Here is a 23524-nt window from a genome sequence, read left to right on the forward strand (position 1 = left end):
TTTTTTTATGTCTGCAATTTGAGTCTAATCCCACGATGGGATAGACCGTGGGATTGCGCAGAACTGCCCCATCCCCCGCAAACCTTTATTCTATGCGCGTACAGCGCCGCCGTTTACCAATCCCAGCCGATTTTCCGTGGGATTGAGCATAAATATCCGTCATATCCCGTCACTTTTATTATCTAATTATCCGCCCTCGCCCTAGGCACCGCCAAGCCGCAATCAACATCGTCACTATCGTCAAAAACCACATTTTTTTATCGTGGGCGAGGCGGGGCTTCGATTGCGATTTTTGCTGGACGAAAAAAATCCGCTCGACTGGGAGCGGATAGTTCGTCTGTGTGTTACTGATTAACTATTATCTTTGAGCAGCTCATACTCTTTGAAGCGGATGACTTCTTCGCCTAGCCAATCATTAATCTGTAGCATGGTCTGTTGTAAAGGCATAAGCTCATTGACTGCGAAAACTCTGGCCGCTTTGATTAGGTCGCCAAAGCCGGCGGTGTTAGTTGGTGTGGCGCCCATGAGTTGGGGCGGTACTCGATGCGCAGCGGCTATGTCAATTCGACTGGCTTCTTTAATCTTGAAGAAGTCATCATTGGCGGACACTTCACTGATTGGTAAGATCTGAATGCCGTCTTTTTTTCCGTTTGGCGAATACATAAAAAGATTGCGGAAGTTACCAGGGCCTTTGCTGTCTTTGAGTGCTTTGCGGATCGCGTCGATGTCTTCTTTATTTGTCGCTGGGTCATTGATATATAAAATATAACCAGCATGGCTGCCATTCAGATAATACTTGCGGCGGAATAGTGTCGCTGACTCATCAAGCCACGCCGCATTAAGCGCTGATAGATATTCAGGCGCACCATAGACTTCTTGATTGATATCTGGTTCAATCAGATGACAGATGTTGTCGGCTTTATACTTATGCGGTTCGGCCCAGCTATGCGTTGCAAAGTAGTAGCTTTGAGCGTCAACACCGACGCGCATGTACTTAGCGAGTGGAACATTTAGCTTCATGGTTTTTTTAGAGCGTGAGGTAACGCGTTCAATGTAGGCATTGCCAAACGTCATATAGTCCAAGACTAAGCGGCTAAAATCACGATGGGATAATAACGGATGTGGAATAAAGGTGCTGGCCAAAATATTACGTTTAACAAATATCGCGCTGCTATGATGCGGCGATGCGCGCATAGTTTTGGCCAAAGCGTCTGGATCATACGGCGGTGCATACCACAGTTGATGATTATGACATTCGCCCCAGTATAAGGTTTGCCATTGTTCCATCACTGGGATGGGATCGCCGAAGGTAAAAGCCTCCATGCCCGGCATTTCTACCACTGCATGATTTTCTGTTTCATTCATTCAAATATCTCCAGTGCGGATTCGTCTTCACCTTGAGCGATCGCTAAAGGTTCTCTATGTAGTGCGTGCATTAATGCCCATGCTAGATCCGCATGGCCCGTGTCTTCATTGCGGTCGGCTTTATACGTGACCGCCTTTTCGCTGCTAGTGATTGTTTTGTGTATCGAAGTAAACGCGCCTACTACATCCGTCCATTCATGGTCAAAAGTTAAGCGCCCTTTTTTGATAACGTCCTTTGTCTTTAGGACAAATTGCTGCTTCAACTCTGGGCTGTAATGCAGCTTGACAGCTTGCGGATAAAACTTAATGACCGACTGATAGACACCAATGCCAAGACCAGTCACGTCAATAGCTATATACTCCACGTTATACTTTTCTGTCATTTCTCTGATGACGTTTGCTTGTGCTTCGAAATCTGGGTTTTTAAACTGCAAACGCTCAATGCCACGAATCATGCCGTTTGGTGTGCTAGGCGCTGCCAAAATTACTAAACCTGCACTGTCACGGCTCAATGATGGGTCATAGCCCAACCATACGGGCTGGTTCCCCAACGGTCTTGGCGTGTAGGGTTTATAGTCTTCCCATATCTCTAACGTATCGACCATGCATGATTGCAACTCTGCGACGCTAAATGCTGACAGCGTGTCATCAATAAACTCACACATAAGCAAGTTGTTGAACTCGTCCTCGCTGTATTCCATCCGCAAGTCATCAATGTCGAACAGGTCACAACCACCGTTCATAGCGTCATAGACATTGACGACTTGCCGCCATTGTTTATCACCGCACAACTTGCCATTTTTTAGATTATGCGGGGTGACATCAATCTCAATCCGGTCATCGCCCTTACGCCCACGGTTGTAGAGCTGACCCGTCCAAAACTTGTAGGCTTGATGTTGTTTGGATGATGGCGTTGAGATATAAGTCTGTCGCCACTTCTTATGCATCGCCATGCCTGATGCGACCTTCCTGAACTCAATAAACTTATGAATCCAAAAATATTCATCCATATAGACATTGCCGTGATAACTCTGCGCGGTACGGCTGTTTGTACCCAAAAAATACAGGCTTGCGCTGTAGTCCTTTTCTGGGCCTTCGATGTTGAGTGTAATTGGGTCGCCGGTCAGCTCGATCCCTGCCGTTTCCATCGCCCACGCACAGATATATTCACGGAATACACGCGCTTGCGCCTTCGATGCGGATAAAAATATCTGATTGCGGCCAGTCTCGATAGCATCCAAAAAAGCTTCGCGCGCAAAGTACCAAGTCGCCCCGATTTGGCGCGACTTTAATAGGTTTCGGATACGGTTGGTGAGTCCTGCCTGGTACCACGTTTTTTGATAATCAAACAGGCAATCACGGAATGAGTCTTTGAATTTATCGATATCATCTATCTGTATGACGTTTGATGGGTTTTTCTGGCCTTGCTTACGACCCCGATGCGATAACTTTGGATTTAGATCCGATTGTTTGCCAGATTCATTGTATTTATGAATTTTGGCTATACGCTCGACTTGGCGGCCTAGCAAATCTATTTCTTTGAAGTCTTTTCCTGTTTTGTCATCTTTATTGATCAGCTGAACCAATCGCGCTTCAAGCGTTGACTCTACGCGGTCTATGGGCTTTGCACCATCCCAGCCGTCTGACTTTTTCCAACCGTCCACGGTGGTGCGCGGTGTATTGACCATTTCCGCGATGGCGCTAATGCTCCACCCCTGCCAATAAAGACCACGGGCAACGGTTTTGGGGTTCTCTCCAGTCGGTAAGGTAATCAGCGATGACATCAATTCAGCTCATAAATGATATGCAGCTACTTTCCTTTAGTGAGTCTTTTTAATCATCGCCGTTTGTGGTGGATTAACACCTATGCACCGTATTTGCTTTTGTTTTTAATTTGCGTAGCGGTCAAAGTAAAGCTTTGTAAATGAACCTCCCTATTATCTTTACTCATGGACCGTCTATGACTACCAAAACATTTCGAGTTGCACGCGCCGGACAGACTACGGACGGCCGTGAAATCACTCGCGAACAGATCACCCAAATGGCCTCAAGCTATGACCCTGAAGTTTATGGCGCGCGCGTTAACTTAGAACACTATCGCGGCTTTATGCCCAACTCTGACTTTCGCTGCTATGGCGACGTGGTGTCACTATCGACTGAAGAAGTTGGCGATCACCTCTATCTATTGGCTGAGGTTGAACCGACCAAAGAGCTGATCGCTTTGGCCAAGTCGAAGCAAAAAGTATATTTCTCCATCGAATTTTATCCAGAATTTGCAGATACGAAAGAAGCCTACATGGTCGGCCTTGCTTGCACTGACTCCCCTGCTTCGCTTGGCACCAGCTACATGCAGTTTTGTCAGCAAAATCCAGATGACAGCCCATTATCTGCACGCAAACAAAACCCTGATACATTTATCAGCACAGCCGAAAGCGTTTGGGAATATAAAGACGAACCAAAATCTGTATTGGCATCAGTCAAAGAGCTATTCGCCGCGCCCACTGCTACCAAAGCCGAAAAAAGTAAAGAAGTCGCTACCGCTGAAGCTTTCGCTGACCTACCAAGCACAATTGATAGTGTTAAACAGGTAATGGAAGCAATGGCCACAGCGCTAGACACCACTAATGCGAGTATTGGCAACTTGACCAACACTGTCACCGAGTTTGCAAACAAACAAAACGAGGTCGAAACGTCACTAAAAACCGTGCAGGCCAATCTCGACAATACACCTGATGACAACTATACCGAGCGTCCGGCTGCCACCGGTTCATCTGATTATGTCAAGTCTGACTGTTAGGCTAAACGGCAACTAAAATCAATTATCTAGGACAAACGCAATATGAAAAACACTACCCGTCAGCAGTTTAATGGCTATCTTGCAAATCAAGCAGAGCTAAATGGCGTGCCAAGCGCTACCGAGCAATACACGGTCGAGCCATCAGTACAGCAAAAAGTTGAAACCCGAGTTCAAGAATCAAGCGAGTTTTTGAAAAAGATTAACGTCATCCCTGTTACCGATCAAAAAGGTGAAGCGCTTGGGCTTGGTATTAGTGGCGGTATCGCAAGCCGTACCAACACCAAAAACGGTAAGCGCCGTGAACCGAAAAACGTTGGTGAAGTGGGCCCTATTTACACTTATGTATGTGAAAAGACAGACTTTGATACTGCTATCCCTTACAACAAGCTAGACAGCTGGGCGCGTGATCCAAAGTTCCAAGAAAAAATTCGTGACGCGGTACTAAAACAGCAAGCGCTCGATCGTATCACTGTCGGTTTTAACGGCACTCATGTCGCCGCTGATACTGACATTGATGTCAATCCGTTGTTGCAAGATGTCAATATCGGCTGGTTGCAGAAATACCGTGATAACGCACCTGAGTCAGTAATGACTGAATCAGAAGTGGGCACCAGCAAAGTCTCTGTTGGCGCGTCTGCCACTAGCTATAAAAACCTTGATGCTCTGGTTAAAGACTGTGTTGATCAGCTGATTGATCCTATCGTCCGTGATGATAGTGATTTGCGCGTGATTTTGGGTCGTGATCTCAAGCAAAGCCGTGATTTCAACATGGTCAATGACAACAACACGCCAAGCGAGGTTATCGCGGTCAATAGCTTATTAATGCTCGATAAAGTGGGTGGTATTACGATTGAACCAACTCCGCCAAATTTCCCTGCTGACGGCATTTTGATCACACCTTTAGATAATCTATCAATTTACTATCAAGAAGGCAGCCGCCGCCGCAATCATAAAGATGAGCCAGAGTATGACCGCGTCGCCTTTTACGAATCAGACAATGAAGCGTATGTGGTTGAAAACTACAAAGCTGGCTGCTTGATTGAAAATGTTGAGCTTGTCTAATGACTGAAGGATGGGGCGGATGAAAATTAACGAAGGACGGGAATTATGAGCGACAACATGACCCCAGCGCAGCGACATCGCCAGGCCGCGCTGGCACAAAAAGAAGTAACCAATATCACGGCGGGCCCTAATAGCGCCTACCGCTTATTGCAATTAAAACTACGCGAAGACAAGCAGCTGCTCAAATCTAAGCAGTCAATCCAAGCCAAGATTGAGCTAAAACGCGAATTGGTCGGACACTACGACGAATGGATCAACGCAAGCTTGGCATCTGGCAAAGGCGATCAAGACAATCTATTGACCACGCTTATGCTTTGGCATATCGATATCGGTAGCTTTGAGCGTGCGCTTGATATCGCTGACTATGCGATGACTCATAAGCTCAAAATGCCCGACGCACACCAGCGCACGCTTGCAACGGTAGTCGCTGAAGAGATTGCTGACACTGCCAAAAAACTGGCTGCCAGTGGTGAAATCAATGATGAGCAAATCGCGCAAGTATTGCGAGCATCAACCATAACAGCTGAAGAAGACATGCCTGATCAGGTACGTGCAAAACTCGCACGTCAAGTAGGTGAATTGACTGAAGCTGTTACGCCAGAATTTGCCCTTGAGCAATTTCAAACAGCGCTAAAGTTTGACGAAAACAGCGGCGTCAAAGGCTCGATCAAACGCTTAGAAAAACAGCTTAAAGAAAAAGAGGTGCCAGAAGAAAAAAACTCGGTACCAGAACCAGATTTGTCTGAGCAATCAGGCGAAAACAACTCGTAGCCGCGAGCCGAGGCGGCTCATAACTGCATTCAGTTGATACTGCACATGACAATTATGACCACCGCCTCACCCTATTTTATTTTTATTTTATAAATGATTTTGGAGCCGTTATGGGTTTTAGCGCTGTCAATCCGGTACGTGACGATGTTGTGACCACCCCGCCATTTATGCCTGACTTGTCTGTCAAGGAATTTGGTGAAGCAATGAAGCTTGACGGTACTGTCACCCCTGCGCGTATGGCGTATGCGCTAAAAGATGCCGCGCTGAGCGTATGCCGTGAGTTAAAAAGCTGGGTCAGCTTTGTCATAGATAGTGATGGGTTTTTAACCCTTGCTGAATATGATGTGGCTTACCGCACTGATAAAAGCTTTAGTTTCAAAAAAGCTGTCTACAACACTGCAAAAGCGCAACTCACTGAGCATTACCGCGATTATGACACTGGCCGCGATGCCAGCGCACGCAGTAAAGAGCTGACACCCACAATTGACAGCTGCTACCGCAATGCACGTAACGCCATCGCTGACATTACCGATGAGCCGCATTCGACAGTTGAGCTAATCTAATGCGTACCGTGCAAACGATGCAAGGCGATACGGTTGATCTGATATGTCTGCGCTACTTTGGCTTTACTGGCGGCGTCACTGAGCAAGTCATGTCACTCAATCCGCAATTGACCAATCATGATTTGGTATTACCAGCTCTTATCAATATCGCGTTGCCAGACGCGCCAAAACGACAACAAAAAGAGATTATCCAATTATGGACGTAAATCAAATTCAGCATGTTGTCAGTTTTGATGATGTTATACGTGAACACATGACTTGGCTGCTTACCACATTGCCGATTATTTATGCCGCCATCGCTGGTGCTGGGATACGCTTGCTATTGGTACGCGCCGAACCATTTTGGATGCGCACACAAAACGCGGCTGCTGGGGTTTTGTTGGCTATTACGTTGGCAGAGACCACAGCGATGCTATTCACCAACGGCAACTATGGCAGTGGTTATGCAGTCGTCTACGGAATGGTCGGCCGTGAGCTTTTTGTCACGATGTACGAATTTATTCATGACAGGGCCGCACCGGTGCTACTGTCCGCGATGCGCCACTACTTCCCTTTTTTATTCACAAAAGACAACGAGGACAATCATGACAATACTTAGCGTCATCAGCACTCTATCTATCGTTGTCATTGCTCTCGTTTGCGCGATGACAATTATCAAATATCACAGACAATTAGGTTTACTTGTCACCTTAGCCATTTTATTTTTTGCGCTGTCTTGTGTGGGACTTGCCTTTGATGAGACCACCGGACGCGATGGCGTGTGGGCGCTGCCAACATTTCGTATGCTGGCCGCGGCTGCCACTGCTACCGCCTATTTTAAATTACGCGCATTTTGGGCCCGCTACGGCGTTTTTATCAGCGCAATCAATCAGACTGGAGATAAAACAGCATGAGTAAAACTAAACCAATGACCCTAATTGACTGTGATTTTAAAGTAGCCGCGCGCCGACTGCGCTGTGATGAAGCTGCTATCCGCGCGGTCAGTGATGTTGAGTCGCTCGGCGATGGGTTTTTATATGATGACGATTCAAAAGAGTGGCGCATTAAGATTTTATTTGAGCGTCATATCATGTATCGACTGCTCAAAATCGAAAACGGACGTGACAAAGCGCTGTCTGCCGTCTATGCCAATCCCGATGTGGTTAATACTCGCAGTGGTGGCTACAGCGGCGGCAATGCCGAACATGATCGCCTTGCTAAAGCCCGTCGTATTGATAAAGACTTAGGTTTAGAGTCTGCCAGCTGGGGCATGTTTCAGATTATGGGCTTTCACTGGGAGCGTCTTGGCTATAAATCAGCTGTGGATTACGTACTGACTCTCTCCAAGGGCGAACCTGAGCAATTAGAGGCATTTTGTCGCTTTATCGAGACAGATAAACGCTTGCTCAATGCCATTCGTAGCCGTGACTGGGCCATGTTTGCAGAGATATATAACGGCCGCGATTATAAGAAGAATAAATATGACACTAAAATGCGTGACCGTGCCAAATACTGGGATAAAGAGTTGGCGAAATGATATTTGACGACAGCCTACGCAAATTCTTAACCGATAAAGTCGAGTTCTTTCAAGAGAACCCCGACCGGCTGATTATTAGCGTAGAAAAAGGCTCGCTAAAATGGACTGGAACCAGTTTGAGTCATCGACAGCAATACCAATTACTTGTCGAGGTAGACGAATGGCCTGAGCGTCTGGACGCGAACAGCATTATCGTTCCTATCCTTGACTGGTATCAGAAGAACCAAGACCCCGTTCCACCAACGTCACCACCACCGATTGAATTTGAATCTTATATATTGAGCAACTATACGACCACCGTAGTCTTTACTATCAAAGTCGAAGAAATTGTCCAGGTATCTGCTGATGCCACTGGTAACTACGTGTTTAATGCTTGTCCTTCTATTTGAAACAGAGGTTTTTATGAATAAATTACTTGGCTTACTCACTGCAGTAGGTGTTTTTACGATTCTGCTGACACCTAGCCAAGCAAACGCAAATAGTTTGAGCTTATTTACAGAGCATCAAGCCGTTTATATGCTACGGCATGGCGTCAATCAGTCTGATGACGTACGTTTTCCGACTGGTCGCTTTCCCTATCTGGGCAAAGTCGGCGTTGAATATGACCGCAAGCGTTTTTCTTATAGTTTGTCATACATACATAGGTCTAATGTTGATTTGCATGGGAATGAATACAATTACGACGGTGTTAGCATCGGCATCAAGTATAAAAAATGCTTCATCGGCTGTAACTGATGAGCGATCTCACAGAATTAGCATCTGCCTTACCTGAGTGGGCCACTGCTATCTCATCACAGCTGGATAAAAAACAGTTAAAAAAAGTCAATCGCACATTGGCTATGGAAATGAGAGCGGTCAATCGCGACCGCATTCGCGCCCAGACAGATCCAGACGGCAGTCGTTTTGTCGATCCTCTAAAAGCCTCTAACAATCCTATGTTTCGAGAGCTAACCAAAGCACGTCACCTTAAGTTTAATGCGACAAGTCGTTACGCCCAGATTGGTTTTAAAGGTAGCGCGGCTAAGATTGCGCGTATTCACCACGAAGGTCAGCGCAGTACTGTCCGCCCTGATAGTTCTAAAAAATTCCCTTACCCTAAACGCGAGCTGATTGGCATTGCTCGTGCTGACAGACATGTCATTATCCGAGTGCTACGCGAGTCATTAACCGCTGACTAATTACTGCTATTTTTTTGTGGTGGATTAACACATATGCACCGCCTTTGCTTTTGCCTCCGATAGTGCTTATGGGTGACGATAACGTCATGAATACATACCCTATTGAACATGAGCGCAGGCTCCAAAGCATCATCAATCGCGGCATTGTCACTCAAGTTGACCATGCCGCTGCTCGTTGCCGTGTACAGATTGATGGGTTAGAGACTGACTGGTTGAAATTCACTAGCGCACGCATTGGCAAAGTCAAAATTTGGAACCCGCCTTCTATTGGTGAGCAAGTATTAGTCATTAGCGAGACTGGTGAGCTATCGACAGGCCTTGTGACCACTTCATTTGATTATGATGATCAGCCAATGCCGTCTGCCAATGCCGATACTTTTGAAATACATTGCGACGATGGCGCGGCCTTTGTCTATAACCATGCGACTCATAACCTAGGGGTTATTTTACCTGATGATTCCACTACTACGCTCGTTTCCAGCCGCGTGCAAATATCTGCTCGCGATGTTTCTTTTGATTGTAATAACTTTGATGTTAATTGCAGCTCCTATTCTCTTGGTTGCAAGTCTTATTCCTTAGATAGTCAAACCAGTAATCAAAATGGCACTTTGACGATTAATGGTCAACCTTATTTAGAGCATAGCCATGCTGGGGTTAAGTCGGGCCGTAGCAACACTGGAGGCGTCAATGCTTAATCAAGATAATGGCGTAACCATCACCAATATCAAAGGTATGTCCCGCCAGACTGGTCTGCACATAGACCAAACAAGCCATATTTTGCAAAGCGTGCGTGATATTTTGACAACACCGATTGGTAGCCGTGTCATGCGCCGTGACTATGGTTCACTACTTCCCTTTTTGATTGACTCTCCTATCAACTCTTATTTTATTATGCAGCTGCGTGCATCAGTCATTCATGCGCTGATGCGTTGGGAAAAGCGCGTCACCCCAGTCCGTATTGAGCTGATTACTGACAATCAAGCCACGCAAGGCATTGCCAGTTTAATGATTGAGTATCGCTATGTTATTAGCAAAAAAGTTGAACGTACCTATCTGTCATTAGGCGGTGCACTATGAGTCGTATTGATTTATCTGGCCTACCTGCCCCTAATATCTTAACGCCTTTAGATTTTGAGGTAGAGCTTGCAGAGCTAAAAGCTGAATTGATAGCCAAGGATCCACAGCTGGCCGACGCTTTAGATCTTGAAAGCGAGCCTTTAACTAAATTACTTGAGCTATTTGCTTATCGTTTGATGGCAAAAACCAATCAGATTAACCATACCGCAAAATCCATGCTACTGGCTTACGCCAATGGCACAACCCTTGATCATCTGGCAGCTGGTGTTGGTGTCACTCGTCTATTGGTTAAGCCTGGCAACCCCAATTCTGTACCACCGGTTCCAGATATTATGGAGTCTGACACTGCCCTACGCCGCCGTGTGCAACTAGAGCCTGAGCGAGCGTCTGCTGGTAGTAAAGGAGCTTATCTATTTTGGGCGTTGTCTGCTGATGGTGATGTTCGTGATGCAAGCGTCGTCACAGCTTCCCCTGGTCGTGTCACTGTCTATGTCCAAAGCCATATTGATGCTGTTGCTAGTGATGCGCTACGTGAGAGTGTCAGACAAGCTGTTGATACTGATGAGCGGCGCCCTTTTACCGATAGTGTGCGCATTGCAGCGGGTCAGCCGCAAGACTGGACGCTACAAGCCGAATTAACGCTTTATCCTGGTCCAGACAAAGATGTGGTGATTGCTGCAGCCCGTGCACAGCTGGATAAATATATCGAGCAAGTCCGCTACTTGGGCTATGACGTTACTTTGTCTGGTCTATATCACGCATTACATCAAGCGGGTGTTCAGCGCGTTAGCCTGCTACAGCCGACGGCTGATATCAGTTTGCCAGATGGCAAGTATGCCAGTTGTGCAGGTGTGACTATCAGTGCTGTGGAGTATCGTGATGTCTAATGCGCTACTACCAAAAAACAGCACCAAGCTTGAAAAAGCATTGGACAAACAAACACGGCGGATTGACGCTTTGCCTGTGACATTTGACCGCTTGATTAATCCTGATAGCTGCCCCGTATCGTTTTTATCCTGGCTCGCGTGGTCACGCCGCGTCGAGTATTGGGACGCTGATTGGCCTGTGATTTTAAAGCGTGGAGTCATAAAAGGGGCTCGTGACTTTAACGCGCAGCGAGGTACCAAAAGCACGTTGACGCAAGCCATGGAAAATATTGGGTTAGGTCATAGCTTACTTGCATGGCATGAGTTATCACCGAAAGGCAAGCCATACACTTTTACTGTGAAAATCACTAGTGGTCGTATCAGTGTGCAGCAGCAACAAGAAATCTATACCGCGTTAGATAGTGTCAAATCAGCGCGTGACCAATTCTCTATTGATGCAAGCGTGGTCAACACAGTTGATTTTACAATAGCGGGTGCATGTCGTACGGGCAGTGTTATTTACTTATCCACACCATAAATTAAGGTTTATTAATGGCTAATTATTATGTCTTGCTCACTGATTATGGCAAATCTTTTATTGCAAATGCTCAAGCAAACACACAGCTTGAATTAACCCATGTAGTACTGGGTGATGCAAATAACCAGCCTTATTTGCCAGAATCCCGATTGAATAAAACCACACTGCTCAATCAAGTCTCAAAATTGCCTATTGCCTCAATCAAAGTGGTAAATGAGACAACAGCAGAGGTAACTGCAGTTGTGCCATCTAATGTGGGTGGCTGGAACTTGCACGAAGTGGGTATTACAGATAAGCGAGGTAAACTTGTTTATATAGGTAACTTTCATGGTGGTTATCGTCCAACTTTGACGGAGGGCGCTGGCGGCGATATGGAGCTGGTCTTTACCATTACTGCTAACAATCTAGCAACTGTTGTGATTGAGATGGACGGTAGTACTCTTTATGCACACAAAAAATGGATTCAAAATCATTTACTAGATCTTATATTTCCAATCGGCTGCAAGTATTGGACTGCTTCCGCTCTTAATCCAGAGCCATTATTTACTGAGGCATTTGGCAAACAAACATATTGGCGTCAACTCACAGGCGTGCAGTTAGTCAGCGTTGACCCTAATAATCCTGTGATTAACGATTATGGCATGGTTGCTGGAAATATTCCGCTAGTAGCTACGCCAAACGATAAGCCTAAACAATACACTCACTACACAAGTTATTGCTGGGAGCGTTACGATCCTGACGCGCCCATCCGACACAACGGCATATCAACCCGCAACAACACCCATAAGTTTAAATAATTAATCCACACGAGGCAGACTATGAGCAGTTACACACCGAAAGACAAATGGCATCCTACCATCCGGCAGTTTGATATCAATGAGATTGTTGAGGGCGGTAGCACAGGACTTGACAATATCCCGCATCAACAGCTGGCGGATAATCTTTTGCACTTAGAGAAGCGTATAGCAGCGATAGAAGAAGGTAGCGGTTCCACACCGCCCGATACTGGCGGTGGTGATACTGGCGGTCAGCCTACAGATCCCAACCCCACGGATCCAAATGCGCTACCAGCTGGCGACTGGATAGTAACCAAAACATCATCAGAGCCAGATTGGCAAGGCGCTGCGCGGCACTTTGAAATTAAACACAGCTCAGGAGAATCAATACCCGATGTCACAGTAAGAGCACGTCAGCGAGTAAGTAGCACTGGTCAACTATCAGGCTATTCGAAATACGAAAGGACGTTTACACTACCTGTTGAAACATGGTGGGTGCCTGAATACTCGGTCGCACATTATGACCAAATACTAATTGAAATTACTCATCCTAGCATGAGTGAGCCAATCGTAAAGACGCTTAGCGGCATATCCGAACTAACGCCATGGTCTATCAATACAACCAGCCCCACACCATTTGAAATCGGTCAGACACCTACATTTACTGCGACACACAGCAATATGAAAGGGCGTCAAGTACCATGGATCATCGAAGATGTACAAAAATCAGGAACAGAGGGCGACCAGATTACAGAGGTTAATCGAGGTACTGGCACTGTCAACAGCTCAGGCGTTTTAATTATGCAGTCCGCAACCCTACCTGCGACTACACTATCAAGTGCAACCGAGCATGTCATTAGAGTACGATTGCTTGATGGCTCAAATAACAGCAAAGAATTTCCGATTAATTAACCAAGGATCAAAACCATGGCATTAACAACGTACCACCACGGCATCACTGCCACCGAGACCAGCAACATTACACCGATTATCAAATCGGTCAGTATAAGCACCATTGCTTTGGTCAGTACCAGTGTCGACGCTGATGACACAAAGTATCCGTTAGATACGCCTGTACTACTAACCGGCATTACGACAGATGATGTCACAAAAGCTGGCGCTAAAGATGCTTTGCTCAGTCAATGCTTGCAGACAATTAAGTCTATCCAAAACACAAGCGTAGTCGTATTACGACTGTCAGAGCCTGTCGATGTCACTACTGTTGATACGCTGCTCAGTTGTCAATCTCGCCTCGGAATTACACCTAAAATCTTCATTGCGCCTGAGATTGATACGCCAACGATGACACGTAAGCTGGTAGAGATTGCCAAGAAGCGCCGTGGCTTTGTCTATGCGTCACCACGTATGGAAGATGGCTCTTTGATTACGGCCAAGGAAGATATTGTCGCTTACCGCGATACGTTCGCAGCTCGTGAATTGATGCTGATTGAAAACGAGTGGGGTGTGCCGGGAAAGTCTCAGCCGTCTGATGGTGGTAGTAGTCAAAATACAGTCGGCTTTTTGAAATTTCAAAACGATCAGCAAATAGATAGTGCCGATGGTAATGTCGGCGGCTTGGTATATAGCATCAATGGTGGTGAGATGGCTGCTATAAAAAGTACGATCAGCGAAGCGGGTTTCTCAACAATGTATGCGTTTTTCCCTGAAATACCGACAGGCGATGTAGTCCTACCTCTTGGACGCGATGGTGGTGGAGGTAGATGGAATGATGCTTATATGCCAAATGGTCTTGACGTTAATAATTTCTATTGGTTTGGTCTTAACAACATTGCTTTGCAAGAATACTTTGCCTTTCGGGGTTTTTCTATACCAGATAGAGTGGTGCAAGGCGAGGTTGAAATAACTGTTTATCCAGCGAGCAAGCTACCTTCTGCAAATATTGACTATGATATTTTTGATTTAATAATCGACCCCAGTATCTATACGACATCAGAGTTAGCGCATTTTGCTGAGTGGGGCATAACACCAGCAGTAAAAAACCCTGACGGCTCGTACACGATAAAGTCTCAACTGACGTTACCGCCGCCTGAACAACCGCCTCTTCAGCCACCGAGTGATTTTTGATAATTAACAGCATCTATTTATATCAAAAGGAAAAACCATGACCCAACCAACCCCCATCATCGCAGTGGCCGCAGCATTACGCGCTCACTTAGACAAGACGCATCAGTACAGCTTTGTGAAGTCGCTGTCCAACGTTGCCATTGATACTGTCAGCGGTATCAAATACCCGCGTACATGGGATCTAGAAGATCCTGATACTGAAGTCGGCTACCTAAACGCCAATGACGTGACCAGTCTTATCCAACACAACGGCTTTAGATTTTGGGGCAGTCATACCTGCTCTGACCAGCCTGAGTATATGTTTGAGCCGGTCGTGCGTACCTCGCAGTTTTTGCTCGATACCATCATCAATGGCTGCTTTCAGTTTATTGATCAACCGCTATCACCGACGACTGTGCGCGACATCATTCGTGCCATCAATGCCAAGCTACAAGAAATGGTGAACTTTGGCTATTTAATTGGCGTTAAGTGCTGGTACAACACCGAATTGAATAGTGAAACGCTGCTCATGCAAGGCAAGCTGTATCTTGATTATGACTTTACCCCAGTGCCTAACTTAGAGAACCTCAACCTAAATCAAACGATCACCGATACATACCTGGTCAACTTTGCAGACTTAGTGGCAGCCGCGGCTTAATCGCTCGCTGCTCACACCCCGATTATTAAAAGGACATTTTATGTTACCTCGTAAATTAAAGAACTTCATGGCTTACAAAGGCCTTGGCAGTCAGAAGCGCTATCAAGGTCAGATCCCAGAGATTGAGCTGCCAAAGCTCACGCGCGTACTCGAAGAGTATCGTGCTGGTGGTATGGATATGCCGGTCAAAGTTGACTTGGGCCAAGAAGCCATGGAGATGACCATCAAATGCGGTGGTCACGAAGCAGATTTGTACCGCGACTTTGCGCGTGCTGGTATTGATAAGGTCGTCTTGTCGTATTCAGGTGCCTATCAACGCGATGATGATTGTAGTGTGGCAGCTGTCGATATCTATTGCCGTGGTCGCTTAGAGGAAATTGACCCTGGTAGCGCCAAGTTAGGCGACGACACAGAAGAGTCGTTTAAGTATGCATTGGCGTATTACAAGCTGGTCGTGGACGGTGAAGACATCATTGAAATTGATGCCATGGCCATGAAATGTATCGTCAATGGCGAGGATCGACTAAAAGAAATCCGTGAAGCAATGGGACTATTTACTACGTTCTAAATTAATCATACAAATCAAGTGGCCAAACCAGACACCTATCTGATTAAAACATCTATTAAAACTTACTGATTAAGGATACACCATGAGCAACAATGATATGCCAACTATCGAGCTAGACTACCCTATCGTTCGCGGTACTGGCGATAAGGCCAAAGAGATTAAAGAGTTTACCCTGCGTCGTCCAATGGGCGGCGACTTACGTGGCCAGTCACTTATTGATATCAGCATGGCCAAAGTCGATGCCATTGCTGTGGTGTTGCCTCGTATTAGTAATCCAGTCATTCACGAGCATGAAGTGCGCAGCATGGATGCATCTGACTTAATGGACGTAGGGTTAACTATTGCCAGTTTTTTTACCAAAACGAAGTTTCAGTCGCAAGCAGAAACCGCTCATACCCCAACCGTGTAGAAGACTGTATGGCAGATATTGCTCTGGTGTTCGGTTGGACACCAGAGTCTATGTATCACATGAGCATTGAAGAGCTGGCAGATTGGCGCGAACGCGCGCGTATTCGCAACAACCCCGATGATTAATTTGGTTCTCTCGTCTATGAGGGAACCATAAAACGGACCGATGACATGGCAGATCTAAATTTTAGAGCACAGATAGAGCTACTTGATCGTATGACGGCCCCCATGCGGTCAATCGCTAGCCAAGCAGATAGATTGGGTCGTCAGTTTGGAGAGACTGCACAAGCTGCTAAAAAGCTACAAGGTCAACAGCGCTTGATTGACAGCTTTAAGCAACAAAAACAAGCGTTAGCCGAAACCTCAGAGCAAGCGCAACATAGTCGAATGCGTCTGGAGCAATTAGAGCGCCAGATGCGTGATACGGCGAATCCTAGCGCCACATTGATTCGTCAATTTGAGGCTGCAGGGCGTGAGTCACAGCGACTAAATACTCGCCTAGATAGTCAACGGCAGCACTTGCAGCAGTTACGGGGCCGTTTATCAGACGCAGGCATCAGCACCAGTAACTTATCCAGTCATGAGCGTGAGCTTGCACGGAATATTGAGCGCACCAATCAGCAGTTAGCAGAGCAGCGGCGGCGTATGAACGAGGTTCGGCGGCTGGAACGGCAATCACAGAATATGAGCAGTATGCGTGGTACTGCGATTGGCCTTGCAGCTGGTGGTGCAGCAGCAACCTATGCTGGGGCGCGATTTATTCAGCCTGGATTAGACCTTGAAACCAACTTAAGTAAAGTTCAAGCGGTAACACGTTTAGACAAAAACAGCCCTCAATACCAAGCGCTGGTAGAACAAGCCAAGGAGCTGGGCGCGTCGACTCAGTTCACTTCAGCCGATGCCGCGGCTGGACAGACGTTCTTAGCGATGGCTGGTTTTACTCCTGAATCTGTAAAAGCCGCTATGCCGGGGATGCTTGATCTTGCTTTAGCAGGTGGCATGGAGTTAGACCGTACAGCGGATATCGCCTCAAACATCTTGTCGGGCATGAAGATCGACCCCTCTAAGATGAGCAATCTTAGTGATGTATTGGCAGGTACTTTTACCCGTTCAAACACAAATATTGAAATGCTTGGCGAAACTATGAAGTATGCTGCGCCTGGTGCTGCATTATTAGGTGTATCACTTGAGCAATCAGCAGCCATGGCTGGTAAGTTGGGCGACGCAGGTATCCAAGCGAGTATGGCAGGTACAGCGATGCGCGCGATTATGTCGCGTATGGCATCAGGCCCAAAAGCTACGATAGAGGCACTTGATAGGTTAGGTGTCAAAACATCCGATGCAAATGGCAATCTGCGCCAAATGCCAGATATATTAAAAGAGATTCATGACAAGACCAAGAAACTAGGCAATGCAGAACAGTCAGAATTGTTCAAAGATATTGCAGGAGAAGAAGCTGGTGGCGCTTTGGCCATTCTTGTGGATCAAGCTGGTAGCGGCGCACTTCAAGAGCTTATTGGCGAGTTACAAAATGCTCAGGGCGAAGCTGGTAATTTGGCAAACACCATGAGCGACAATACCGTTGGTGACTTCAAGTCAATGACATCGGCGATTGACGCCCTTAGAACCTCCATCTTTGATGCCAATGGTGGCGCGCTTCGTGAGTTTATTCAAACGATAACTTCCATGACTCAACGCATGACCGCTTTTGCTAATGCCAATCCTGAATTAATGTCAGTTTTAGGCAAATTATTTGCGACCTTAGCCATTGGTGCCGTCATCATTGGTGGATTGGGTGCTGTGATGCTGACCATATTAGGGCCTATGGCACTGCTACGCGCATCATTAGTCACACTAGGTTTACCAACGACTTTAACCCCTTTAGCCATGCTGGGTAAAGCCTTTGGCATGGTTGGCGGCGCTGTCAGAGCTCTGACAATGACGTTAATGGCCAACCCTATTTTAGCGTTGGTATTAGCCATTGCTGTACTTGCTTTTACCATATATAAAAACTGGGATACGCTAGGCCCTATGTTTGCCGCGCTATGGGAGCGCATCAAAGCCATATTTAATATGGGGATTCAGGCACTCAAGTCCTTCATCATGAACTTTACGCCAGTTGGTCTATTTATCCGCGCATTCGCTGCTGTCTGGCCTTACTTATCTAGTCTTGGCGCGAAGTTTAAACAGTACGGCATGAACATGCTTGAGGGGCTAAAAAACGGCATTTTAGGCAAAGCTCAAGCAGTGGTTAGCTCAATCAGCAACGTCGTCGGTCGTATCAAGGGCGCATTTACTGGCTCAAAAGGTATGGATATCCATAGCCCCAGCCGAGTCTTTGACAGCTATGGCGGTTATATGATGCAAGGCTTGGGACGTGGCATATTATCCAATGCTGGTATTCCCGTTAGCGCTACCAAATCCATCGCTGGCCAAATCAATGACTATGCGCCCATCAGCATCGACAGCCGCAAGTCTATCTTACCGCCTCGTGGCCAGTCTAGTATGGCAATGATGGGCGGTATGAGTAGTGGCAATATTACCATCAACATCAATGGCGCAACCGATCCGCAAGCCGTGGCGCGTGAAGTCCAGCGCGCATTGGCAGCAGAACAACGCAATCAAATGGCACGTCAGCGTAGCCGCTTATCTGATATTGATTAAGGGCATATAAGGATTATTTTATGTTAGCCAGTTTAGGATTGTTTGTATTTGAGACCACCAGCGCGGCATTTGATGAGATATCGCGCAAGTCCGGTTATCGTTTTGGTACTGGCAACGCTGTCGGTACCAGGCCGCATATGCAGTATATTGGTCAAGATAATGACGATATATCGTTATCAGGCACACTATATCCAGAAATCACCAACGGTATTGTGTCATTAGATGAATTACGTGATATGGCCGCCACTGGTAAGACCTACGCGCTCATGAATGGCAATGGTTACTACTATGGCATGTGCTACATCACTGACATCAGTGAAACCCAATCTCACTTACTGGACGACGGTACAGCCCGTAAGATTGACTTTAGCCTATCACTGAAGCTTGCTGATGATAGCGAGCGTGAGCAAGTGGCCATCTTAGATCAGGATCGAGCAGAGACATCTTAAAATTACCGACACCCCTGTAAGGTTCGCATTAGCAGCTCAGTAAAGATATATTTCATTGACAGATTAAATCAATGTGATATAGGAAAATTTTACATGAGCACATTCAGTATCGGCTTGGATGGCATCAGCTTTAATGGTATAGAAGAAATTCCAATGGGTAATTTGGCATTGATAATTATTGCCATATTAGTAGGAATAATTATTTGGAAGCTGCCTGACATCCTAAAGCAATGGCGTAAACTTAAATAAGAAAGCATAGTATGAATCTATTCAAACTCACGATTGAAGGCATCGATCGTACAGCGCAAGTCGAGCAGCGTCTGATTAGTCTCTCAATGATAGACAAGCGCGGTACTGAAGCGGATGAGCTATCACTGACACTATCTGATCACGATGCCGCCCTACCCTTGCCCACTAAGGGTAATAAGATAAGGCTATGGCTTGCCATGCCAGATACAGGCGATATGATTGATAAAGGCACATTTGTCATTGATGATGCCGAGCATAGCGGCACACCAGACCAGCTACAGATCCGCGCCAAGTCAGCGGATTTTAAATCATCACTGAAAGTCAAGCGCTCAAACAGTTATCATCAGCATAAACTTGGCGAAATAGCACAAACAGTGGCAAAACGTCACGACTTGGTACTGGCCATTGATGCTACGGTAGCAGCAATGATGATTGAGCATATCGACCAGCACCGTGAGAGCGACATCAATCTATTGACACGTCTATGCGATGATCATGACCTGATGTGTACGATTAAAGCGGGGCGGTTGATCATCAAGCCTGTGGGTAGTGGCAAGTCACCATCTGGCACAGCACTGGGAACAATCACTATCACGCGTGCATCTGGCGACAGTCATCGCTATAGTCGTACCGATCGTACCAGCGACTATGACGAAACGACCGCGAGCTATCATGATGATAAATCTGGTAAGACCAAGCATATCACTATTAAAGATGGCAAATCTAAACCACTGGACACCCTACCCAGCGCTAAAGCTCATGTACTGACCAAACCTGCCAAATCAAAAAATGAGGCGGTATCCAAGGCAAAAGCGAGCGCCAACAAAAAAGCCCGCCAAGTGGCGAGCTTTGAACTGACGTTAGCAACTGCGCGTCCTGATATCATTGCTGACAGTCCAGTGACGGTCAGTGGCTTCAGACCGTATATTGATGCTCACGCTTGGACAGCCATTGAAATCAGCCATGATTTATCAGGTAGTGGGTATCAAACTAGGGTTAAGTGTGAGGCTGGGTAAAAATAGTAGCAAGGTCAGCTTAACTCAATAGCCATCGAGGAATATAGTCACGTTTATAGTCTCTGATCCATGTTGTAACTAAAACCTCTAAAGCTAAAACCATACCAATTGCATATACTGCAAAATGATATGACTCTAACGAAATGTGCTGAGTGAAAATAGCTATATCTTTAGGCATCATACTAACAATAAAAATAGTTGCTAATAATATAATCGAAGCGCGAGTCATTCCTCGAACTGAATACATTGAGCAATGTATAATGGAATACCATACACCTAAAATAAATTCTTTCATTTCTAATTTAAATCCTTAATAAAAACCAACATACATACTTCAAAATAATTAATTTTTCATTCATACTTCAGGCTTTATATTATGAAATATCTGAAAAAACTTATATGCGGTTCGCAAAGAGTAAAAAACCAATACAATAGATAGAAAAATAACTATGATAAAAACAAGAGATTGATTATCTCGAACAAATAAACCAATAACAGAGATAATCAGAGTAATAAAGTAAAGCAGTGCAAGTAATTTGCTGTTTGTTAATAAGTTACTGTAATGGTTGGTTCTAATTAAATTTGAGACCAACCTTGTTCCTGCCAAACTTACCACTATAGCTATAAGAGTCAACAAAAAACCTAGCAGTATTCCATAAAGCGGAATCAATACTTTAAATATATCATTAATAAAAATAGAATCTTGGGATAGTAAAAACTCTTTGAAAAAATAACATACAACACTACCAAATACTGCGCCATACAGTAGCCAGCTATAAGGTTTAATATGCTTCATTAATTTCATCAAGTTTATCCAAGTAAGCAGAAATTATTTTCTCGTATATACTCTTATCAGGTAAAGTCTCTTTCAAATATTTATAGTCTTTAAAAGTATATTTAATCTTATCTTCAATTAGGTCGATCCAGTCTTTTTTACCGTCTATATTTAGTACTTGCACTCTAGCAGTAGTTGCTCCAAAACCCAAAAAGTTTTTTATAGCTTTTAAGGGATGATTGATAGAGCCTGGTGTCTGAGTTTTCAAACTAATATTTGTTTCTATTCTTACCGTTTCAGCTCCAGACTTGCTCGCAGCTTGAATGGTTTCATTACTCCAGTCATCAGCATACTCAGGTATTAAGTCATGTTTTACAGGAATATTAGCCTGTAGTTTAGTAACAGACTTATTACTCAATAAAGTTTCCAATGTGCCTTTCGTTAATAGAGGTGACAACTCTACTCTAATACCAAACGCTTGAGTCAGACAGTCCTCAAGTCTTTTGTAATGATTACCATGTTGGTTTCTGATATAAGCAAGTATTCGTTTATTAGGAATATAAATTAGATGATTGGTTTCAAACTTTCCTTCATCATCAGCCATAGCAACATCCCAGCCATCAGTACACGCTTTACCAACCTTAATAGGCTCACCTGTCCTTACTTTGCGAAAAACACCACATACATATTGGTTATCAATTTTTTGAAACTTATATAAGTCGCGTTCATAGCTATCTTTAAAACTATAGTTACCAGTCAACAATGTTTCAAAGCAACCACTGACAGTTACAGTATTTCCTTGTTCATCTGGTTCAGGCTGTTCAAAAAAATTTACTTGGTAAAATTCGACTGTGGTAGACATTTATTATCCTGTGTATGGGGTTGAGCATCAATAGGACAGGTGCTAAGACTCGTCACTCCCTGTCGCTTACAGCACTAAAAAAATGAGCCAGTATCAACTGGCTCTTAATATATTGATAACAAATAAAGCGTACCACTGTGACACACTTTCAGCAATGAATATTTAACTTTTGTCAGTCCCAATCCACCGCTTCACGGTAGACACACCAGCCAAATGGCAATTCTTCAACCAATTCAGCATTTTGCAAAAAGTGCTCAAGCCAAAGCGTCATCCATATACTATTTTGTAAATTCATAATATTTTCTAACTTTTTAAGTCTATATGAATGAAGCAAATCCCATTATTGCATTGGCCGGTAGCTGGATGCCCACCTACTGGCTTACTACGGTATTTACCACCATTTGACAAGTACATAACAGCATCCGCACCCTCACGACCTGCCATAGCTCTAGCCAATTTATAAGCGTCTTTTAAACTTTGTTGGCTATATTCAGTAGTTTTAGGTTCGTCTGAATACATATACCAGTTTAATGAGATATTGTTTGGGCTATGAGAAAACCAAGCGGATATAGGTGTTTCATCATCCATGATGTAGAGTTTTTTAGGCTCACCTTCAGTATCAACAGAGTCTTCCACTTCAGCCGGTTCTAATCCTGCACTAGCCAAAATAGCTTTCCCATCGAGCATGCCCACAGTTTCAACAGGCTCGCTTAAATCATCTTGATACCATAGAACTTTGTTCTCTGCCGTTGAATTATCTTCAGGCGCTTTAACCTCAATTGCCCCATTCTCATGCGTCTCATACTCATCTGATGCAAGTCCAGCATTAGCAGCTGCTTCATCGACATCAATCACTTGTGGTTCAGGCTCACTACATCCAATCAACGCCAACACACTCAGTCCAATCAAAAATCCTTTTTTCAAATCACTCACTCCCTTTATCGTCTTTCAAACTATCTGAAAAGCTTTTTCGCACAAACGCGCCAAATTGCTCACGGGTCAGCCCCGCATCTTTAAGAAAGCTATCATCAAATCCCACGCTGATAGGCGGTGGCGGCGTCTCTTCAGCGGCAAAGCTTGCTTCCAATCGCGCAACAATATCAGCATTCATTGAGCGATTATGCTCTTTTGCTGAATGCCTAATTGTATCTCTTAATTCTTCAGGCAATCGTAGCTGATATTGCACGGTTGTATGCTTGTCACTCATAAACGAACCTAAAATAAAAATAGTATTTCATACCCACTGGGGATTGACAATAATATCCAGTGGGTATAAAGTAACTCTTACATACCCACTGGATA

34 protein-coding genes are annotated in these 23524 nt (G+C 45.1%); 26 read left to right on the plus strand and 8 right to left on the minus strand.

The window, feature by feature from the left end; genetic code table 11:
- Positions 1 to 351: 351 nt before the first annotated feature.
- Entirely contained in the window at positions 352 to 1365 is a 1014-nt protein-coding gene (locus JMX98_RS05610; RefSeq protein ID WP_201585205.1) for a phage portal protein, read from the minus strand.
- Positions 1362 to 3149 (minus strand): terminase large subunit domain-containing protein, encoded by a 1788-nt coding sequence (locus JMX98_RS05615; RefSeq protein WP_201585207.1) that lies wholly within the window; start codon positions 3147 to 3149, stop codon positions 1362 to 1364. The genes JMX98_RS05610 and JMX98_RS05615 overlap by 4 nt, the downstream gene beginning before the upstream one ends.
- Positions 3150 to 3325: 176 nt before the next feature.
- On the opposite strand from JMX98_RS05615, the gene JMX98_RS05620 reads away from it, so the two are divergent.
- From JMX98_RS05620 to JMX98_RS05745, 26 genes are all read left to right on the plus strand, one after another.
- Positions 3326 to 4162, plus strand: a complete 837-nt coding sequence (locus JMX98_RS05620; protein WP_201585209.1) for a GPO family capsid scaffolding protein — start codon at positions 3326 to 3328, stop codon at positions 4160 to 4162.
- 42 nt (positions 4163 to 4204) lie between these two features.
- The gene (locus JMX98_RS05625) at positions 4205 to 5224 is read left to right on the plus strand and encodes a phage major capsid protein, P2 family (RefSeq protein ID WP_201585210.1); all 1020 of its coding nucleotides are present in this window, start codon (positions 4205 to 4207) and stop codon (positions 5222 to 5224) included.
- Between the two features lie 45 nt (positions 5225 to 5269).
- Positions 5270 to 5995, plus strand: a complete 726-nt coding sequence (gene gpM, locus JMX98_RS05630) for a phage terminase small subunit (RefSeq protein WP_201585211.1) — start codon at positions 5270 to 5272, stop codon at positions 5993 to 5995.
- 110 nt (positions 5996 to 6105) lie between these two features.
- Complete coding sequence (locus JMX98_RS05635) at positions 6106 to 6558, plus strand: head completion/stabilization protein (protein WP_201585212.1); 453 nt, start codon at positions 6106 to 6108, stop codon at positions 6556 to 6558.
- Positions 6558 to 6764, plus strand: coding sequence for a tail protein X (locus JMX98_RS05640; protein WP_201585213.1), 207 nt, complete (start codon positions 6558 to 6560; stop codon positions 6762 to 6764). The genes JMX98_RS05635 and JMX98_RS05640 overlap by 1 nt, the downstream gene beginning before the upstream one ends.
- Positions 6755 to 7156, plus strand: coding sequence for a hypothetical protein (locus JMX98_RS05645; RefSeq protein WP_201585214.1), 402 nt, complete (start codon positions 6755 to 6757; stop codon positions 7154 to 7156). Before JMX98_RS05640 ends, JMX98_RS05645 begins: the two co-directional genes overlap by 10 nt.
- Entirely contained in the window at positions 7143 to 7451 is a 309-nt protein-coding gene (locus JMX98_RS05650) for a hypothetical protein (RefSeq protein ID WP_201585215.1), read from the plus strand. The genes JMX98_RS05645 and JMX98_RS05650 overlap by 14 nt, the downstream gene beginning before the upstream one ends.
- The gene (locus JMX98_RS05655; RefSeq protein WP_201585216.1) at positions 7448 to 8074 is read left to right on the plus strand and encodes an N-acetylmuramidase family protein; all 627 of its coding nucleotides are present in this window, start codon (positions 7448 to 7450) and stop codon (positions 8072 to 8074) included. The genes JMX98_RS05650 and JMX98_RS05655 overlap by 4 nt, the downstream gene beginning before the upstream one ends.
- Complete coding sequence (locus JMX98_RS05660; protein ID WP_201585218.1) at positions 8071 to 8463, plus strand: phage tail protein; 393 nt, start codon at positions 8071 to 8073, stop codon at positions 8461 to 8463. Before JMX98_RS05655 ends, JMX98_RS05660 begins: the two co-directional genes overlap by 4 nt.
- Positions 8464 to 8476: 13 nt before the next feature.
- Positions 8477 to 8809: a hypothetical protein gene (locus tag JMX98_RS05665; protein ID WP_201585219.1), complete on the plus strand. Its 333-nt coding sequence runs from the start codon at positions 8477 to 8479 to the stop codon at positions 8807 to 8809.
- Entirely contained in the window at positions 8809 to 9252 is a 444-nt protein-coding gene (locus tag JMX98_RS05670; protein ID WP_201585220.1) for a phage virion morphogenesis protein, read from the plus strand. The genes JMX98_RS05665 and JMX98_RS05670 overlap by 1 nt, the downstream gene beginning before the upstream one ends.
- Before the next feature lie 86 nt (positions 9253 to 9338).
- The gene (locus JMX98_RS05675) at positions 9339 to 9947 is read left to right on the plus strand and encodes a phage baseplate assembly protein V (protein ID WP_201585221.1); all 609 of its coding nucleotides are present in this window, start codon (positions 9339 to 9341) and stop codon (positions 9945 to 9947) included.
- Entirely contained in the window at positions 9940 to 10329 is a 390-nt protein-coding gene (locus tag JMX98_RS05680) for a GPW/gp25 family protein (protein ID WP_227680047.1), read from the plus strand. Before JMX98_RS05675 ends, JMX98_RS05680 begins: the two co-directional genes overlap by 8 nt.
- A complete protein-coding gene (locus JMX98_RS05685) occupies positions 10326 to 11216 on the plus strand; it encodes a baseplate J/gp47 family protein (RefSeq protein WP_201585222.1) in 891 nt (296 codons plus the stop codon). The genes JMX98_RS05680 and JMX98_RS05685 overlap by 4 nt, the downstream gene beginning before the upstream one ends.
- Positions 11209 to 11733, plus strand: a complete 525-nt coding sequence (locus tag JMX98_RS05690; protein WP_201585223.1) for a phage tail protein I — start codon at positions 11209 to 11211, stop codon at positions 11731 to 11733. Before JMX98_RS05685 ends, JMX98_RS05690 begins: the two co-directional genes overlap by 8 nt.
- Before the next feature lie 14 nt (positions 11734 to 11747).
- Positions 11748 to 12530: a phage tail protein gene (locus tag JMX98_RS05695; protein ID WP_201585224.1), complete on the plus strand. Its 783-nt coding sequence runs from the start codon at positions 11748 to 11750 to the stop codon at positions 12528 to 12530.
- A gap of 21 nt (positions 12531 to 12551) precedes the next feature.
- Entirely contained in the window at positions 12552 to 13421 is an 870-nt protein-coding gene (locus JMX98_RS05700; protein WP_201585226.1) for a hypothetical protein, read from the plus strand.
- 15 nt (positions 13422 to 13436) lie between these two features.
- The gene (locus JMX98_RS05705; RefSeq protein WP_201585228.1) at positions 13437 to 14594 is read left to right on the plus strand and encodes a hypothetical protein; all 1158 of its coding nucleotides are present in this window, start codon (positions 13437 to 13439) and stop codon (positions 14592 to 14594) included.
- 37 nt (positions 14595 to 14631) lie between these two features.
- Positions 14632 to 15231 carry a phage tail sheath C-terminal domain-containing protein gene (locus JMX98_RS05710; protein ID WP_201585229.1) on the plus strand — a complete coding sequence of 200 codons (600 nt, stop codon included), beginning with the start codon at positions 14632 to 14634 and terminating at the stop codon, positions 15229 to 15231.
- Between the two features lie 40 nt (positions 15232 to 15271).
- Entirely contained in the window at positions 15272 to 15799 is a 528-nt protein-coding gene (locus JMX98_RS05715) for a phage major tail tube protein (protein ID WP_201585230.1), read from the plus strand.
- Positions 15800 to 15881: 82 nt separating this feature from the next.
- Positions 15882 to 16208: a phage tail assembly protein gene (locus tag JMX98_RS05720; RefSeq protein WP_201585231.1), complete on the plus strand. Its 327-nt coding sequence runs from the start codon at positions 15882 to 15884 to the stop codon at positions 16206 to 16208.
- 8 nt (positions 16209 to 16216) lie between these two features.
- Complete coding sequence (locus JMX98_RS05725; RefSeq protein ID WP_093071355.1) at positions 16217 to 16333, plus strand: GpE family phage tail protein; 117 nt, start codon at positions 16217 to 16219, stop codon at positions 16331 to 16333.
- Between the two features lie 45 nt (positions 16334 to 16378).
- Complete coding sequence (locus tag JMX98_RS05730) at positions 16379 to 18871, plus strand: phage tail tape measure protein (RefSeq protein WP_201585232.1); 2493 nt, start codon at positions 16379 to 16381, stop codon at positions 18869 to 18871.
- A 20-nt stretch (positions 18872 to 18891) separates the two neighbouring features.
- On the plus strand, positions 18892 to 19320 hold the full coding sequence (locus JMX98_RS05735; protein ID WP_201585233.1) for a phage tail protein: 429 nt from the start codon (positions 18892 to 18894) through the stop codon (positions 19318 to 19320).
- Between the two features lie 93 nt (positions 19321 to 19413).
- Positions 19414 to 19569: a hypothetical protein gene (locus JMX98_RS05740; RefSeq protein ID WP_201585234.1), complete on the plus strand. Its 156-nt coding sequence runs from the start codon at positions 19414 to 19416 to the stop codon at positions 19567 to 19569.
- 11 nt (positions 19570 to 19580) lie between these two features.
- On the plus strand, positions 19581 to 20585 hold the full coding sequence (locus JMX98_RS05745; protein ID WP_201585235.1) for a contractile injection system protein, VgrG/Pvc8 family: 1005 nt from the start codon (positions 19581 to 19583) through the stop codon (positions 20583 to 20585).
- Between the two features lie 19 nt (positions 20586 to 20604).
- Here JMX98_RS05745 and JMX98_RS05750 read toward each other — a convergent pair whose 3' ends face one another.
- From JMX98_RS05750 to JMX98_RS05770, 6 genes are all read right to left on the minus strand, one after another.
- Positions 20605 to 20880, minus strand: coding sequence for a hypothetical protein (locus JMX98_RS05750; protein WP_201585237.1), 276 nt, complete (start codon positions 20878 to 20880; stop codon positions 20605 to 20607).
- Positions 20881 to 20940: 60 nt separating this feature from the next.
- On the minus strand, positions 20941 to 21390 hold the full coding sequence (locus tag JMX98_RS05755; protein WP_201585239.1) for a hypothetical protein: 450 nt from the start codon (positions 21388 to 21390) through the stop codon (positions 20941 to 20943).
- Positions 21368 to 22222 carry a hypothetical protein gene (locus tag JMX98_RS05760; protein WP_201585241.1) on the minus strand — a complete coding sequence of 285 codons (855 nt, stop codon included), beginning with the start codon at positions 22220 to 22222 and terminating at the stop codon, positions 21368 to 21370. The genes JMX98_RS05755 and JMX98_RS05760 overlap by 23 nt, the downstream gene beginning before the upstream one ends.
- A gap of 172 nt (positions 22223 to 22394) precedes the next feature.
- Positions 22395 to 22517, minus strand: a complete 123-nt coding sequence (locus JMX98_RS14215) for a hypothetical protein (RefSeq protein WP_265089351.1) — start codon at positions 22515 to 22517, stop codon at positions 22395 to 22397.
- Positions 22518 to 22525: 8 nt separating this feature from the next.
- Positions 22526 to 23155: a hypothetical protein gene (locus JMX98_RS05765; protein WP_201585243.1), complete on the minus strand. Its 630-nt coding sequence runs from the start codon at positions 23153 to 23155 to the stop codon at positions 22526 to 22528.
- Positions 23148 to 23429: an Arc family DNA-binding protein gene (locus JMX98_RS05770; protein ID WP_201585244.1), complete on the minus strand. Its 282-nt coding sequence runs from the start codon at positions 23427 to 23429 to the stop codon at positions 23148 to 23150. The genes JMX98_RS05765 and JMX98_RS05770 overlap by 8 nt, the downstream gene beginning before the upstream one ends.
- Between the last annotated feature and the right edge of the window lie 95 nt (positions 23430 to 23524).

The sequence above is a fragment of the Psychrobacter sp. HII-4 genome (assembly GCF_904846595.1).
In the GTDB taxonomy this organism is placed as follows: Bacteria; Pseudomonadota; Gammaproteobacteria; order Pseudomonadales; family Moraxellaceae; genus Psychrobacter; species Psychrobacter celer.